Source organism: Streptococcus oralis (genome assembly GCF_002386345.1).
In the GTDB taxonomy this organism is placed as follows: domain Bacteria; phylum Bacillota; class Bacilli; order Lactobacillales; family Streptococcaceae; genus Streptococcus; species Streptococcus oralis_S.
On the sequence record NZ_CP023507.1, the window covers coordinates 136,648 to 153,027 of the forward strand.

General features: G+C 39.4%; 14 protein-coding genes and 1 pseudogene. All 15 read left to right on the forward strand.

What is annotated here, in order from left to right; translation table 11 throughout:
- Position 1: 1 nt before the first annotated feature.
- The 15 genes and pseudogenes from CO686_RS00750 (at position 2) to CO686_RS10535 (ending at position 16,310) form a co-directional block, all read left to right on the forward strand.
- A complete protein-coding gene (locus CO686_RS00750; protein WP_070800582.1) occupies positions 2–436 on the forward strand; it encodes a hypothetical protein in 435 nt (144 codons plus the stop codon).
- A complete protein-coding gene (locus CO686_RS00755; protein WP_096753382.1) occupies positions 433–2,589 on the forward strand; it encodes a hypothetical protein in 2,157 nt (718 codons plus the stop codon). Before CO686_RS00750 ends, CO686_RS00755 begins: the two co-directional genes overlap by 4 nt.
- Complete coding sequence (locus CO686_RS00760) at positions 2,586–3,017, forward strand: hypothetical protein (protein ID WP_096753383.1); 432 nt, start codon at positions 2,586–2,588, stop codon at positions 3,015–3,017. The genes CO686_RS00755 and CO686_RS00760 overlap by 4 nt, the downstream gene beginning before the upstream one ends.
- A gap of 26 nt (positions 3,018–3,043) precedes the next feature.
- Positions 3,044–3,919 carry a DUF4299 family protein gene (locus CO686_RS00765; protein ID WP_070800533.1) on the forward strand — a complete coding sequence of 292 codons (876 nt, stop codon included), beginning with the start codon at positions 3,044–3,046 and terminating at the stop codon, positions 3,917–3,919.
- Between the two features lie 207 nt (positions 3,920–4,126).
- Positions 4,127–5,005, forward strand: coding sequence for an NAD glycohydrolase toxin immunity factor (ifs, locus tag CO686_RS00770; protein WP_070800532.1), 879 nt, complete (start codon positions 4,127–4,129; stop codon positions 5,003–5,005).
- Between the two features lie 159 nt (positions 5,006–5,164).
- Positions 5,165–7,135, forward strand: a complete 1,971-nt coding sequence (locus CO686_RS00775; RefSeq protein ID WP_172844163.1) for a hypothetical protein — start codon at positions 5,165–5,167, stop codon at positions 7,133–7,135.
- The gene (locus CO686_RS00780) at positions 7,135–7,710 is read left to right on the forward strand and encodes a DUF6572 domain-containing protein (protein ID WP_084881304.1); all 576 of its coding nucleotides are present in this window, start codon (positions 7,135–7,137) and stop codon (positions 7,708–7,710) included. The genes CO686_RS00775 and CO686_RS00780 overlap by 1 nt, the downstream gene beginning before the upstream one ends.
- A gap of 25 nt (positions 7,711–7,735) precedes the next feature.
- A complete protein-coding gene (locus CO686_RS00785; RefSeq protein WP_096753385.1) occupies positions 7,736–9,658 on the forward strand; it encodes a hypothetical protein in 1,923 nt (640 codons plus the stop codon).
- Between the two features lie 167 nt (positions 9,659–9,825).
- Positions 9,826–10,539 carry a DUF6572 domain-containing protein gene (locus CO686_RS00790; RefSeq protein ID WP_234446885.1) on the forward strand — a complete coding sequence of 238 codons (714 nt, stop codon included), beginning with the start codon at positions 9,826–9,828 and terminating at the stop codon, positions 10,537–10,539.
- Positions 10,540–10,656: 117 nt separating this feature from the next.
- Positions 10,657–12,582: a hypothetical protein gene (locus CO686_RS10395; protein ID WP_096753387.1), complete on the forward strand. Its 1,926-nt coding sequence runs from the start codon at positions 10,657–10,659 to the stop codon at positions 12,580–12,582.
- The gene (locus CO686_RS00800; RefSeq protein WP_096753388.1) at positions 12,569–12,919 is read left to right on the forward strand and encodes a hypothetical protein; all 351 of its coding nucleotides are present in this window, start codon (positions 12,569–12,571) and stop codon (positions 12,917–12,919) included. The genes CO686_RS10395 and CO686_RS00800 overlap by 14 nt, the downstream gene beginning before the upstream one ends.
- 20 nt (positions 12,920–12,939) lie before the next feature.
- Positions 12,940–13,287 carry a hypothetical protein gene (locus tag CO686_RS00805; RefSeq protein WP_096753797.1) on the forward strand — a complete coding sequence of 116 codons (348 nt, stop codon included), beginning with the start codon at positions 12,940–12,942 and terminating at the stop codon, positions 13,285–13,287.
- Positions 13,288–13,472: 185 nt separating this feature from the next.
- Positions 13,473–14,960: a hypothetical protein gene (locus CO686_RS00810; RefSeq protein ID WP_096753389.1), complete on the forward strand. Its 1,488-nt coding sequence runs from the start codon at positions 13,473–13,475 to the stop codon at positions 14,958–14,960.
- 1 nt (position 14,961) lies between these two features.
- Positions 14,962–15,429: a UCP033725 family protein gene (locus tag CO686_RS00815; protein ID WP_096753390.1), complete on the forward strand. Its 468-nt coding sequence runs from the start codon at positions 14,962–14,964 to the stop codon at positions 15,427–15,429.
- Positions 15,426–16,310: pseudogene (locus CO686_RS10535) on the forward strand (DUF4299 family protein). The gene CO686_RS00815 and the pseudogene CO686_RS10535 overlap by 4 nt, the downstream one beginning before the upstream one ends.
- The last annotated feature ends 70 nt before the right edge of the window (positions 16,311–16,380 follow it).

Consider the following 16,380-nt stretch of genomic DNA (forward strand, 5'->3'; position numbering starts at 1 on the left):
TATGGGGGTAGATTTCAAACTCGTTTTAAATGATCAAGAACAACTCATTTACCACTGTCTTAATATAGTCACACTTACGAATCAAGTTTCGACCAAGATTCAACATGTCATTTCAACACTTCCCGACCTATCCTCTGAGGGAGCCTATCATGATTTGATCAGTAACAGTAAGACGAATGGGGGTCTAGGTTCGTATTATCTGAAAGCACAGGAGTTTGAGACACTCAGCGAGGTGCTCTATAGACATGCGCAAAATACTTATAATCAAATGGTAAATACAGATAAGGTTTTAGCTACATCGATTGCCAACTTTTTGTTAGAAGAACCAACCACAAGTGCCGAAGATAAAGAAGCCATTAGAAAAGACCCCAAAGGCTCAGTTGAACAAATCATGCGAAACCGTCAAGCAGATGCAAAAGAAAGTGGGGCCCAATGACGAAGTATTATAGTAATAAACCCGACTTTCCCGGTGATCCAGCCTATCCTCTGATTTCGTCCAGTAGTTATTTCAAGTCAATGAGTGATATCATGGATGATATCGAAGCGGCGGGTAAGGTTGTAACAGACGAGGGAGTTGAAGATCTCTATGTTCAAAATGGGGAAGCTTCATTAGGGACGACCAAAGACAGTGCTATTTTCGACAAATCAATGAAGCGTATTTATAGCATGTTAACGAGTGCCAAGAAGATTCATTCAGACATCATGCAGAATATAGATAGCAAGTTCACCAAGGGGATGGATGCGGCCTTCGTGACATTAAATGATGTTAATGGAGCCAATAAACCCTATAAGAGCAAGTATACGAAACAAACAGTGCCAAAGAAAGTCTTAGCCGGATATAAGGCTGACGGTACTTCTGTCTATATTGACACCACCGAACAGAAGTCCTATACTCTGTCAGAAATCCTAGATGGCAAGGCAAGTCCCATTCAAGCCGCTAAGGATGTCTATGATGATCGTATAAAAGCTGTTAAGGAGATGATGGCTAAAAAGGATCAGCTATCAGATGAACAAATCAAGGCCTTAGAAGGTAAGAGTGCAGAGGAAATCGTAGCTGTTCGCTATCCTGGACAACTACCAGACTATCAGAGACTCAAAGCCAGTCGCTACTACGAAGAAAATAAGGAAAGTCTTCAGTATGTGGATATGGCCCTCAAAGTTGTCGCCTTTTTAGGTATGGCAGGAGGAGCAATCTTAGCACCCGCGACAGGAGGGACATCGCTAACAGTCAGCTATGCTAGTATGGCCTACTTAGCAGCTGATAGTGCTTATTCGGCCTTTAATGGTCATACGATGATTACCGGAAATCAGTTATCGACAGAGGATCGAGTATGGGCAGGTATTGATGCGGCAGTCACTCTTGTGAGTATGGGTTCGGCAGGTTATCTGGCCAAACTAGCTAAGAGTGGCAAGAACGGTTCTACGTTATTGAAAGGGCTAGCAACAGCAGGGAAACATGCGGATGATGTAAACGATGTTTCTAAGGTAATCTACTCCTTTGCGACAGATCAAGATCCGAACGCAGCGCTTCAGAATTTGGTGCTGGGTCAAGTGATGGGCCTTGGGATGAACTCGGCAGGGAATTATATTGGTAAAAAATTTGGAACACCAGCCGTAGATCTACCAGGCGCTAAAGCATCTCATCTGGATGTCTCACTTCAAGGCAAGCAAATACCCAAGCTGGACCCAGCTAATGTACGTTTGAGTAGTAGGCCAGATCTGCATCTGAAAGCCAGCCCAGCTGATACGACACTGGCTAAGCTGAAAACCCATCCAACAGTTAGTGCGGATGTGCCAAAGATCAAGCAAGTATCAGGCGACAGCGCAACTAAGGCTATTGGCGGAGTCAAGCCAGGTGATGTGGACGTACCGAAGGTGAAGGGAACAGCAAATCCATCACCAAGTCAATCAACAACTCAAGCAATCATTGACCAAAAATTAAAAGAGTATGGTGTTTCTTGGGATGAGTTTAATAGGCTAAGGAATACACGTATCACTGAAATGTCTCAATATGAGTATGATATGATGATTGATATTCGTAAATCAATACCAAATCCAACGGAACAAACTGTTCTTCAGAAGATTATTCCAGTTGAAAATGCAGATAATTATTTTGGTGATAAAGGATGGGGTGTTGGTGGATTCATATCAAAAAGAGGAGATGTGGTTGATATTAAAACCATTGAAGATGCAGTGAATGGCTTGCGCCTTGATTATGAAAATTCTCCATTTGTTGAAACTATGATTGATGCAAATGGCAAAAGGGTTGCAGTACGTGATCAGAATGGTAATTTGAAACTAAAAACAGATGCATTTGTCAGAATCGAATTTCGAACACACGACACTGATTATATAGATATTCCGATAGGTAATAGAGATGGTACAAAACTAGATGCTGATCCAGCATCGGGTAATGGATTCATTAAGTCTGATGAATATTTGATTCCGGAGTATAAAATAGTTGATCCGGATACCCAATTTCCTTCAGTCAAACTAACTGATGGGTCAAAAATGTATCTGAACGTTGGAGGAGAGGAAGTATTAGTTGGAGTTGTGAAAAATGGTAAAATGTATTACGTGGAGGGATGATGGATAAATTATACATAGTGGTTGATGGAATTGAACACCAATACTTTGATCGTGATAGTACAGGATATTATTTGATTTCTTATGATCCTTTGTCAGAGAATAATGGCTATAAATTATTTGATTCAGAGTTGAAACAATATAGAAAATACTTGACAGAAAAACAGGTTGAAAAAAAATATAAAATTATAGATCATATTTGGTTTAATGAACAGAAATGGGATATCTTTCAACGAAGTGATGATAATTTAGATAAGCCTAATTCATGGGTAACGATCGTTTCTGATGATATACAATTTTTAAAAAGAAATGGGCTATGGAAGAAGGAGAATTTAGTTGAAAGTAGGTATGGACATTTGTATTACTGTTCTTTACCAATCGAGGCAGAAAAGTTTTCTTTAATTCGAACTCGAAAAAATCTCCCTATATAGTCAAGATAGTAAGAAAGTAGTTTGTTATGAAATCAGTTATTTTTACAATTAAAAGCAATCAATCTCTAAGAATTGGTGAGGTTCTTCAAGCAGATCTTTTTGAATGTTACAGCGTTTCCGCTAAGGATGCAGGATTAAAGCCATCTGCAGACTCTCTTATTTCGGATTTCCATTCTGTTCAGTTTGGAGTCAAAGAGAAGTCTAGTTTAGGGTTCCGTCTATCTTTTGATGGTCAAGCCTATCAGGTATCTGTTCCAGATTTGGCGACAGCTTCTGACTGGACTGGGGCCTTGATGTTCTTGAAAACATTGCTCCTTATCTTAGATGTAAGTGTGTGTGAACATAATGGCGTGGACTATGATAAAGATTCCATTCTTGATTTTCATTTCACGGATATTTTCTTACCAGCTCTTTCAGAATTGACTAAGGAAGTAAAAGTTCATCCTATCGTGGAAATTATGGGAGTGAAACGTCCTATTTACATCAATGAACTCTATCTAGGGCAGATTATCCATGTGCCGGATGATCAACTCTTAAATAGTTATGACCAGCGTTTGCGCTTTACCCAACAGCTAAATGCTTATTACTCTGAGCAACAAGTTTTTAAAGTAGAGCAGGATGGTGAAGATATCGTCATCCCTGTCAACTATCTAAATAGTGAAGGACGAACAATCTTACCATCTCATCCAGAGCTAGAACCTCAATATTTGCAACAGTATCGAGGAAGTAAGGTTGCAGTCGCACGACTATTTATCATGACAGCCGATGGAGAAAAACTAGCCGAGGTTCCTTATCGACAGTTCTTAGAGTCGTTGACCGAGGGTATCTATATGTTGGATGCCAAATACGTTCTTGTAGACCCAATTTCTCCTGAAATTTTGCAGAAGTTATCACAAAACTAACATTCAAAGAAACTTATTAGCCTGTTCAAGATTGAAAAGTTTACCATCTGATAGTTTTTCAGGTGGTTTTCTTTTTCCTTAAGTTCCCTATTTTATTATTTCTGTATTTATTTTATGCTATAATAAGACAAAGTTTTAATACCATCATTCAACAATAGTGCAAGTAAATACCTAGAAATAGGCAGAATAAACTAATGGAGTAAATAAATGAAGACATATAGACTAAAAACAGATACCGAGTGGGATATTATGAGGTATAAAAAAGCAATTGAAAATCACAGAGAAATAGATGCTTTATTAGGTATTGATCCCGAGTATAGGATAGGTCATCGAGATTCATATTATCAAGATATTACGGATACCCATATTTTGATAGAATATTGCCTTTATCCAATTTATGTAGGCGGAGATTTTGATATTCCAGATCGAGTTTTAGATATTTTAAAGGAGTTAGCTTCTAGTCAGGATACTATACATTTGTATCAAGTTGTATCATTTATCAAAAAACAAGAAGATTTACTGGGAGAATATGATGCTTTACCTTTTATCATTGATGTGGAGAACATAGTACCTATTGTTCTTGAAAGTATTTATAATCTTCCTAATGAGAAAAAGGTTGATTATTACCGTAATATTTGTAATTTAATTGATTCTATGGAGCTTTTCAAAAGCTGTGATAAAGACAAAGTAGAATATATTGTTAATGAGCAAAAGAAAGAGGAAAATAAGAATAGAAGAAAAATTAAATTAGTTGCAGAAGTATGGCCAATTGTACTAGACGTTACAAGTATTGATGCGATGGGTGTTTCAGATGACCATCTAGAGTTGTTGTTGATTGATGAAAACAAATGGATAGAGTCATTAGAAGAAGAACATCTGTTGAAGCTTCAAGAAAAACTCAACAACTATATTTATTTCCTCGAAAGCAAGCAATATGTGGAGAGATATGGCGATAACTTTGATAAAAAAGTCATCCATATCACATTCCAGTATTCTCCATCAGATAACGGCCTAGCATTCCTCGCAGCTGTTCAGAAAGTATTGCAACCGACTGATATGAGCTTAAAGGTAGAATTACCAGAGTAATAAAGGGAGCGGAAACGCTCTCTTTTTGTGGTATAATGTAATATAGATACCACCGAACAAAAGTCCTATAGTCTAGCAGAAATCCTAGATGGGAAGGCTAGTCCCATTCAAGCGGCTAAGGATGTCTATGATGATCGTATAAAAGCTGTTAAGGAGATGATGGCTAAAAAGGATCAGCTATCAGATGAACAAATCAAGGCCTTAGAAGGTAAGAGTGCAGAGGAAATTGTAGCTGTTCGCTATCCTGGACAACTGCCAGACTATCAGAGACTCAAAGCCAGTCGCTACTACGAAGAAAATAAGGAAAGTCTTCAGTATGTGGATATGGCCCTCAAAGTTGTAGCCTTTTTAGGTATGGCAGGAGGAACAATCTTAGCTCCTGTGACAGGAGGGACCTCGCTAACAGTCACCTATGCTAGTATGGCCTACTTAGCGGCTGATAGTGCTTATTCGGCCTTTAATGGCCATACGATGATTACCGGAAATCAGTTATCGACAGAGGATCGAGTATGGGCAGGTATTGATGCAGCAGTCACTCTTGTGAGTATGGGTTCGGTAGGTTATCTGGCCAAACTAGCAAAGAGTGGAAAGAACGGCTCTACGGTATTGAAAGGTCTAGCAACGGCAGGGAAACATGCGGATGATGTAAACGATGTTTCCAAGGTGATTTACTCCTTTGCGACAAATCAAGATCCGAACGCAGCACTTCAGAATTTAGTGCTTGGCCAAGTGATGGGCATTGGGATGAAGTCGGCAGGGAATTATATTGGTAAAAAGTTTGGTGTACCAGCCGTAGATGTTCCAAGCACCAAAACATCTCATCTGGATATCCCACTTCAAGGCAAGCAAATACCCAAGCTGGATCCAGCTAATGTACGTTTGAGTAGTAGGCCAGACCTGCATTTGAAAGCCAGCCCAGCTGATGGAACCTTGGCTAAGCTGAAAACCCATCCAACAGTTAGTGCGGATTTGCCGAAGATGAAGCAAATTAGGGTTGATTATAATAATTATGTCGCTCAAAAGACGAGCGTGGGAGAAAAACCACTCTCTATGTCAGATTGGAAACTGAAAAATAACGTATCTGAACAAAATTTTGCTAACTACAGAGAGTTTTCAACTACAAAGATTGATGACTTCAAGAAAAATTTCAAAGATGTCGAGACTAGGATAACCGTTGAGACACGTAATGCAGCAGGTGAAATTCAGCGTATCCAATTAAAAGCAGTCGGTGTAGATGAAACTGGAAAAATTCGCATTCAAGATTATACAACTGCGAAAGATGGTTTGTCCATTAAACGCCAAGATATTCTGGATAATCTATCGAAATATGGCGGTACTGTCGTAGGCGAAGGAAAAGGTCGCTTTACGGGTGGTACTAAAATTGAACCAGGAACTCGGATTGATGTGATTTCCAAACAAACAGATAGTTTTACAATTGATAAAGTATCAAGCTTTGACAAGGTGACGCAGTATACCAGTGAATTATACAAAGCTGACTTAAGTTTAGAAGAAAAGGTTCAAAAACTTCAAAAGTATTTTTCTGAGCTTGATGATAAAGTAGATATCAATGTCCCTTCTGATGTTCAATATGTTAAATCAATTGAAGATGGTTGGATTTCATATGATTGGCCAGAAAGATTAGGATTTAAAAAAGGAACTGTACGTCCTATAACGAGAACTTCTGGTTTACCAAAGCGATGGGACAGATTTGGGCATATGGGAGGAGGTAACTTCTCGGATATTCCTAGCGAAGGGCCATATACGTACAGTCAACGTTCAATTCCATATGTTGAAAATCTTAAAGCTTACCATAACGGTGAATTTAAAACCGATAGTTATTTTGACAAAATTGATGCTATCAGTGAAGGTGATATCAAGACTTTTAATAGGATTTTGAGAGAAGAAGGAATTGAAGGTGTATCACAGAAAGATTTTGCAGGTTATTCTGCTGATTATAGAACTTATTTAGAAAAGACTTCAAATGAGTTAAATATGTCGTACGAAGACATTAAATATGGAGTTCATGGGAAAGCAGCAGAATGGGGAGATATGTCAGGTGGTGCTGAACAGATTGTAACACCTTTTAGGGGGGATGTAATGTTAGATTTAGGGATGATGGAGGAATTTTGATGACAAAACAGGAATTATTAGACTTTTTAAAATTTAATAATAACAAACTTAGATATTATACTGTGTACTTAAATAAAAAAGTTTTAAAGCAGTTTGCAATAGGGTATTATCAGGATTTAAGTGCAAATAGATTTATAGTGTATGAGGTGACTGAACGTCAACAGTTATATGAAAAAGCTAGTTTTGAAAGAGAAAAGGATGCTATTGAAGAATTATATGAGATTGTAAAGTTTAGATGTAGAATTAAAAGTATCCCTATTCAGTTAGATGTTTCAGAAATTGATGCAATCGGAACGAGTGATACAGACTTGGAACTTTTATTAATAGATGGCAATCTTTGGCTTCCAGATACCGAAGAAGAGCATCTCTTGAAACTTCAAGAAAAACTCAATAACTATATCTACTTCCTCGAAAGCAAGCAGTATGTGGCACGATATGGCGATAGTTTTGACAAAAAAGTCATCCATATTACCTTCCAATATTCTCCATCTGATAATGGATTGGCCTTTCTTGCGGCGGTTCAGAAAGTGTTACAACCCACAGATATGAGTTTGAAGGTAGAATTACCGGAGTAATAAAGAGAGCGGAAACGCTCTCTTTTTGTGGTATAATTGGAATATAGACACCACCGGACAGAAGTCCTATAATCTAGTAGAAATCCTAGATGGCAAGGCAAGTCCCATTCAAGCGGCTAAGGATGTCTATGATGATCGTATAAAGGCTGTCAAGGAGATGATGGCTAAAAAGGATCAGTTATCCGATGAACAAATCAAGGCCTTAGAAGGTAAGAGTGCAGAGGAAATCGTAGCTGTTCGCTATCCTGGACAACTACCAGATTATCAACGACTCAAAGCCAGTCGCTACTACGAAGAGAATAAGGAAAGTCTCCAGTATGTGGATATGGCCCTCAAAGTTGTAGCCTTTTTAGGTATGGCAGGAGGAACAATCTTAGCTCCTGTGACAGGAGGAACCTCGCTAACAGTCAGCTATGCTAGTATGGCCTACTTAGCGGCTGATAGTGCTTATTCGGCCTTTAATGGTCATACGATGATTACCGGAAATCAGTTATCGACAGAGGATCGAGTATGGGCAGGTATTGATGCGGCAGTCACTCTTGTGAGTATGGGTTCGGTAGGTTATCTGGCCAAACTAGCTAAGAGTGGAAAGAATGGCTCTACGGTATTGAAAGGGCTAGCAACGGCAGGGAAACATGCGGATGATGCAAACGATGTTTCCAAGGTAGTCTACTCCTTTGCGACAGATCAAGATCCGAACGCAGCGCTTCAGAATTTGGTGCTTGGTCAAGTGATGGGCCTTGGAATGAAGTCGGCAGGGAATTATATTGGTAAAAAATTTGGAGCACCGGCCGTAGATGTGCCAGGCGTTAAAGCATCACATCTGGATATCCCACTTCAAGGCAAGCAAATACCCAAGCTGGATCCAGCTAATGTACGTTTGAGTAGTAGGCCAGACCTGCATCTAAAAGCCAGCCCAGCTGATATGAGTCTTGCCAAGCTGAAAACCCATCCAACAGTCAGCGTGGATGGGCCGAAGATGAAGCAAATTAGGGCTGATTATAATAATTATGTCGCTCAAAAGACAAGCTTGGGAGAACAACCGCTCTCTATGTCAGATTGGAAGCTAAAGGTTAATAACCTGAAGCAGAATCAAACTGCAGGTAAAGAGTTTAAGGTAGCTCAAACTGAAAACTTTAAACAGATTGCTAGCCATGTTGAGAATCGAATTACAATAGCAACTATTATTGACGGGCAGATAAAAAAGGTACAAGTCGACGCCATTGGTTTTGATAGTAATGGTAAGATTCGTATTCAAGACTATACTGCATCTAGCAATATTTCTTCCAAACGCCAAGCGATCCTCGATAATATCGAAAGAAATGGCGGAGTCATTGTTGGTAAGGGGAAAGGCAAATTTGTTGGCGGTGTAGAAATTCCGAAGGGAACTAGGATTGATGTAATCAATAGTAGCAATCAAAAAATTGAAAACTTTAAGATGGAGCTGGAAAAACTAAAGCGGCCAGATATATCTAGAAAAATCATTGACGGTTTGATTAGTACAGAAAACGGTGAACGTTTAGATCCTTCCAGATATATTTCACACCAAGAGATAGAGACACATCTAAATATGTTTAAGGATGGAGTTGTGAAGGTTATCAGTAAAGAAGGATATAATAAATCTGTGATGAAATTTGGTGGGAATATTGGACCAGAAAAGGGACATTATGTAATGCCAAAATTTATATATGATAAAGCTGTATTGGCATCAGATGGGAATCCGAGAGTATTAGAGGAACTATTGGGCTTTGATAGAGGGTATTTAGGTGATTCACCTCTTACTATTAATGTTAAAAATCCTAAAAATTTACGTATGCCGTCAGGCAATGAACCAGGTGCTTGGCAAGGCCTTTGGGAACTAGGAGGTTTTACAAAGGGCGGTATACCAGAGGCAGTTGTAGATCAATTTAAACCAGGTGATTATACAATAGGAAAGGTATTTGAATAGGTGTTTGTATGGCAATAGAAATTCAGCAATACAAAAATTGTACGATATTAAAAGACAATAATGATTATCAGATCCTTTGGAGTAGAGGGAAAGAAGTGCTTAACTATCCCATTAGCCAAGAATTAGCAGAACGTGTTTCAAAATCAGAACAAGATTCTTTAGAAGTAATGTTTTATTGTGAACACCATCGTTGGCCAAAGGCAGATGAGTTAAATGATTATAATCATTCAGATACGATTGTACATAAAGGCGATGGATTTGTTGTATATGAGACAAATGGTTATTACGAAATTGGCTTCTTTAAAGAAATTGGAGGAGCCATGGGTCCAGAAGTTTGCTATCCTATCAATAAGGAACTGATGGATAAAGCATTTGAATCTTCTAGGGGAGCATATGAAGTCATGATTTATGCTGAAACAGGGCGCTGGCCCTTAAGTAAGCAAGATGATATTGATAGAAACTACATACGTAATCATCCTGAAACTATGCTATCAAATATAGAAGATCAACGTGAGTTGTTTGATGTTGAAGAGTTTAAAGCTCTTGTAAAAAAAGCCATCTCTTCAGAACTCAAGCCAACTGAACTTGATGCTATTGGTACAGTTGATAATCATTTAGAGGTTCTTCTGGTGGATTCAGTCGGCTGGCAGGAAGAGATAGAAACAGTTCATCTTGAAATTCTGCAGGAAAAAATTAACAATTATATCTACTTCCTCGAAAGCAAGCAGTATGTGGAGAGATATGGCGATAACTTTGACAAAAAAGTCATCCATATCACATTCCAGTATTCTCCATCTGATAATGGGCTAGCCTTTCTGGCTGCTGTTCAGAAGGTATTGCAACCGACGGATATGAGCTTGAAGGTAGAATTACCAGAGTGATAAAGAGAGCGAATGACGCTCTCTTTTTGTGGTATAATGTAATAAAGTAGTTTCCAAAGGCTCCGTTGAACAAATCATGAAAAACCGTCAAGCAGATGCAAAAGAAAGTGGGGACCAATGACGAAGTATTATAGTAATAAACCCGACTTTCCCGGTGATCCAGCCTATCCTCTGATTTCGTCCAGTAGTTATTTCAAGTCAATGAGTGATATCATGGATGATATCGAAGCGGCGGGTAAGGTTGTAACAGACGAGGGAGTTGAAGATCTCTATGTTCAAAATGGGGAAGCTTCATTAGGGACGACAAAGGATAGTACAACATTTGACAAATCTCTGAATCGGATATTCAAGATGGTCTCGAAGACGAAGAAGATTCATTCAGACATCATGCAGAATATAGATAGCAAGTTCACCAAGGGGATGGATGCGGCCTTCGTGACATTAAATGATGTTAATGGAGCCAATAAACCCTATAAGAGCAAGTATACGAAACAAACAGTGCCAAAGAAAGTCTTAGCCGGATATAAGGCTGACGGTACTTCTGTCTATATTGACACCACCGAACAGAAGTCCTATACTCTGTCAGAAATCCTAGATGGCAAGGCAAGTCCCATTCAAGCCGCCAAGGATGTCTATGATGATCGTATAAAAGCTGTTAAGGAGATGATGGCTAAAAAGGATCAGCTATCAGATGAACAAATCAAGGCCTTAGAAGGTAAGAGTGCAGAGGAAATCGTAGCTGTTCGCTATCCTGGACAACTACCAGACTATCAGAGACTCAAAGCCAGTCGCTACTACGAAGAAAATAAGGAAAGTCTTCAGTATGTGGATATGGCCCTCAAAGTTGTCGCCTTTTTAGGTATGGCAGGAGGAGCAATCTTAGCACCCGCGACAGGAGGGACATCGCTAACAGTCAGCTATGCTAGTATGGCCTACTTAGCAGCTGATAGTGCTTATTCGGCCTTTAATGGTCATACGATGATTACCGGAAATCAGTTATCGACAGAGGATCGAGTATGGGCAGGTATTGATGCGGCAGTCACTCTTGTGAGTATGGGTTCGGCAGGTTATCTGGCCAAACTAGCTAAGAGTGGCAAGAACGGTTCTACGTTATTGAAAGGGCTAGCAACAGCAGGGAAACATGCGGATGATGTAAACGATGTTTCTAAGGTAATCTACTCCTTTGCGACAGATCAAGATCCGAACGCAGCGCTTCAGAATTTGGTGCTGGGTCAAGTGATGGGCCTTGGGATGAACTCGGCAGGGAATTATATTGGTAAAAAATTTGGAACACCAGCCGTAGATCTACCAGGCGCTAAAGCATCTCATCTGGATGTCTCACTTCAAGGCAAGCAAATACCCAAGCTGGACCCAGCTAATGTACGTTTGAGTAGTAGGCCAGATCTGCATCTGAAAGCCAGCCCAGCTGATACGACACTGGCTAAGCTGAAAACCCATCCAACAGTTAGTGCGGATGTGCCAAAGATCAAGCAAGTATCAGGCGACAGCGCAACTAAGGCTATTGGCGGAGTCAAGCCAGGTGATGTGGACGTACCGAAGGTGAAGGGAACAGCAAATCCATCACCAAGTCAATCAACAACATCTCCAATAAAAAATATGCCACTGGAAGAGTATGAAATGTATCGGACGAAGAGTGTAATCAACCCTGACTCGGATACAATGACATTAGGTAAATATGAGCCTACAATTAGACCTGACGGGACTCAAGATTGGAGTACACCTGGTCCAAATTCATACATCAGCAAGGCTGGAGATACCACTTACTTTAGCTTAGGAGATGATTGGGATAAATTGACGAAAGCCTATAACTTAGACAGCCGAGGAAAACAAATGTTTGAAGCATTTAATAAGCCAGCATTGGATGATGCGGTTGCGCAAGGCAAGACCATTCGATTTTCTCATAATCCTAAGTTAGAAGAATATAAAAAATCTGCCTTACGGTGGGAATGGGATTATTTGCAAGAACAACATGGATATAAGGGATTAAAACCCAAAGGGGGATACTGGTATGGAATTAAATAATATGGATATTTTATCAGATGAATTTTTTGATATAGTTAAAAGAGTATTTAAAGATAAGATTAATGATATAGTGTTTGATGATATAGTTGATGAACCCAATCGTCATACATTTAAACTGGATTTTCTCATCTATAACTTTGCAGGGGTAAGATTTATATACGAAAACGATTTATTTGAAATTCACCTACTTCTTAATCTTAACAAAGAAAAAGTGATTTCTAAGCCCAATAGCCATTACAGCGAAATAAGTGACTGGGACAGCTACCTAAAAGAAATCATATTAGAAATCGAGTCCTATATCCCAGAGAAATATTTAAAAGCCAAGGGTTGGCGATGAAAGAATCCGGAGGTGTTAATATGGTGAAAAGTATGCAAGAGCTAGCGACAGAAGTGAGCGAACGTATTCAAAGAGCGTTTGGAGATAGAGCTTCAGACATGACCATTTACGATGTGGTAGATGTACCCAATCATCACATGTTTAGTATTAAATTTAAAGCCTACGATTATTATGAAGCTCATTTTGGCTATGAATTAAGTTTTACAGATTTTTATATAGTGATTAGTAAAGGGATTGGAATCTCACTCCCTAAAGAAAAATATGATTTTGGAAGTATAACAAATTGGGACACATACTTAAAAGAAATCATGGCCGAGATTGAATTACGCATTCCCGATGAGTTCTTAAAAGCTAAGGGTTGGTTATAAAACCTGTTTAAACTATGACTTTACAAAGAAATAAGTATTTTCTTTTATGATAGAATAAATGAAGCAAGAGTTTACCAATGTTTTATTGGTAAACTTTTACTGTACAAGGACAACTGCCAGACTATCAGAGACTCAAAGCCAGTCGCTACTACGAAGAGAATAAGGAAAGTCTTCAGTATGTGGATATGGCCCTCAAAGTTGTAGCCTTTTTAGGTATGGCAGGAGGAACAATCTTAGCTCCTGTGACAGGAGGGACCTCGCTAACAGTCACCTATGCTAGTATGGCCTACTTAGCGGCTGATAGTGCTTATTCGGCATTTAATGGCCATACGATGATTACCGGAAATCAGTTATCGACAGAGGATCGAGTATGGGCAGGTATTGATGCAGCAGTCACTCTTGTGAGTATGGGTTCGGCAGGTTATCTGGCCAAACTAGCTAAGAGTGGAAAGAACGGCTCTACGGTATTGAAAGGTCTAGCAACGGCAGGGAAACATGCGGATGATCTAAACGATGTTTCCAAGGTGATCTACTCCTTTGCGACAGATAAAGATCCGAACGCAGCGCTTCAGAATTTGGTGCTTGGTCAAGTGATGGGCATTGGGATGAAGTCGGCAGGGAATTATATTGGTAAAAAATTTGGAGCACCGGCCGTAGATGTACCAAGCACCAAAACATCTCATCTGGATATCTCACTTCAAGGCAAGCAAATACCCAAGCTGGATCCAGCTAATGTACGTTTGAGTAGTAGGCAAGATCTGCATCTAAAAGCTAGTTCAGCTGATGGGACCCTCGCTAAACTGAAAACCCATCCAACAGTCAGCGTGGATGGGCCGAAGGTCAAGCAAGTATCAGGCGACAGCGCAGTCAAGGCTGTTAGCGAAGTCAAGCCAGGTGATGTGGACGTGCCGAAGGTGAAGGGGACAGCGAATCCATCACCAAGTCAATCAAGAACTCGAGCAATCATTGATCAAAAATTAAAAGAGTATGGTGTTTCTTGGGATGAGTTTAATCGACTAAGGAATACGCATGTAACCAAAATGACACAATCTGAATATGACATGATGATTGATATTCGTAATGCAATTCCGTATCCAGATGATTCAACAGTCATGCAAAAGATTATGCCTATTGAAGCTGAGGTTTGGCTATTCGATAGGAGGAAAAAAGCAACAGCAGGTGGCTATGCAGCCAAACGTTCGGATGTGAAAAATATTACTAATATCAGAGAAGCTGTAGAAGGCTTGCGACTGGACTATGAAGGATCTCCATTTGTTGAAACTATGATTGATGCAAATGGCAATAGGGTTGCAGTACGTGATCAGAATGGTAATTTAGTTCTTAAAACCGATGCATACCTTCGCTTAGAGTACACTACTGATGAGACGGGCTATATTCAAATTCCATATGGGGATATGGAAGGGAATTTAATTGATACCGATGGTAATATTATAAAGAATCAATCTACAGGTGAGCCTAAGAAAGTAATAGACCCTGCTAGTGGAAATGGCTTCATAAAATCAGATTCAGACGAGTTTTTGGTTCCAGAATATCTTCATTCAGATGGAAGTAGACTCAAGGAAGGTTCTAAATTATATCTAAATGTCGGAGGCGAGGAAGTCTTGGTTGGTAGGGTTAATAAAGATGGTATAATGGAATATGTGGAGGGTTAGTATGCGTAAAGAATTTCTAGTTTACCAAAATAAAGTATACTCTAATTTTGTGAATTATATAAATGACTATATCCTACTTTCAAAAGATCCAGCGATGTTGGAAGAAGGCTACGTTCCCTATAGTTTCTATGTAGATGATGCCGGAGAAGGCGTATACGGGAAGCTTGTGCCTTATAGTGAGGTTAGTCAGAGGTATTCGGTTTATGATAGTGTCCTATATAAAGGTCAGGAATTTACAATGGCTGGTCACAAGCATGGGGATGATGATTTTACAGCACCCGATTCTTATGTGCGACTCCTGGTTTTTGATAAAAAATTTCTAATTGAAAACAATTTAGCTGATGATGCGGAATTATTGGATGAGAAATATGGCCAGACAATGTATGCATCAGGAAAAATCCCTGTCAGCGAAGTAACGATTCTACGTCGTAGAAAGGATTTGCCAGTAGACCGAAGGAGAAAAATATGAAATCAGTTATTTTTACAATAAAAAGTAACCAATCACTAAGAATTGGTGAGGTGCTTCAAGCAGAACTCTTTGAATGTTACAGCGTTTCCGCTAAGGATGCGGGCTTAAAGCCATCTGCAGACTCTCTTATTTCGGATTTCCATTCTGTTCAGTTTGGGGTCAAAGAGAAGTCTAGTTTAGGGTTCCGTCTATCTTTTGATGGTCAAGCTTATCAGGTATCTGTTCCAGATTTGGCGACAGCTTCTGACTGGACTGGGGCCTTGATGTTCTTGAAAACCTTGCTCATTCTCTTATACGTAACTGTATGTGAACATAATGGTGTGGCGTATGATAAAGATTCTATTCTAGAATTTCATTTCACAGATATTTTCTTATCAGCTCTTTCAGAATTGACTAAGGAAGTAAAAGTTCATCTCATCGTGGAAATTATGGGAGTGAAACGTCCTATTTACATCAATGAACTCTACCTAGGGCAGATTATCCATGTGCCGGACGAGCAACTCTTAAATAGTTATGACCAGCGTTTGCGCTTTACCCAACAGCTGAATGCTTATTACTCTGAGTAGCAAGTTTTTAAAGTAGAGCAAAATGGAGAGGACATCATTATCCCTATCAATTATCTAAATAGTGAAGGACGAACTATTTTGCCGGCTCAACCAGAGCTAGAACCTCAATATTTGCAACAGTATCGAGGAAGTAAGGTTGCAGTAGCACGATTATTCATCATGACAGCCGATGGGGAGAAACTAGCCGAGGTTCCTTATCGACAGTTCTTAGAGTCGTTGACTGAGGGCATCTATATGCTAGATGCCAAGTATGTTCTGGTCGACCCAATTTCTCCTGAAACTCTGCAGGTTGTCTTGAAAAAGGGAGGATTTTAAGAAAAATTCCTGTTCAGCTAACTTTTTCAGATGTTAGAAAAGAATAATGTTATTTTGTTTTTATAGCTAT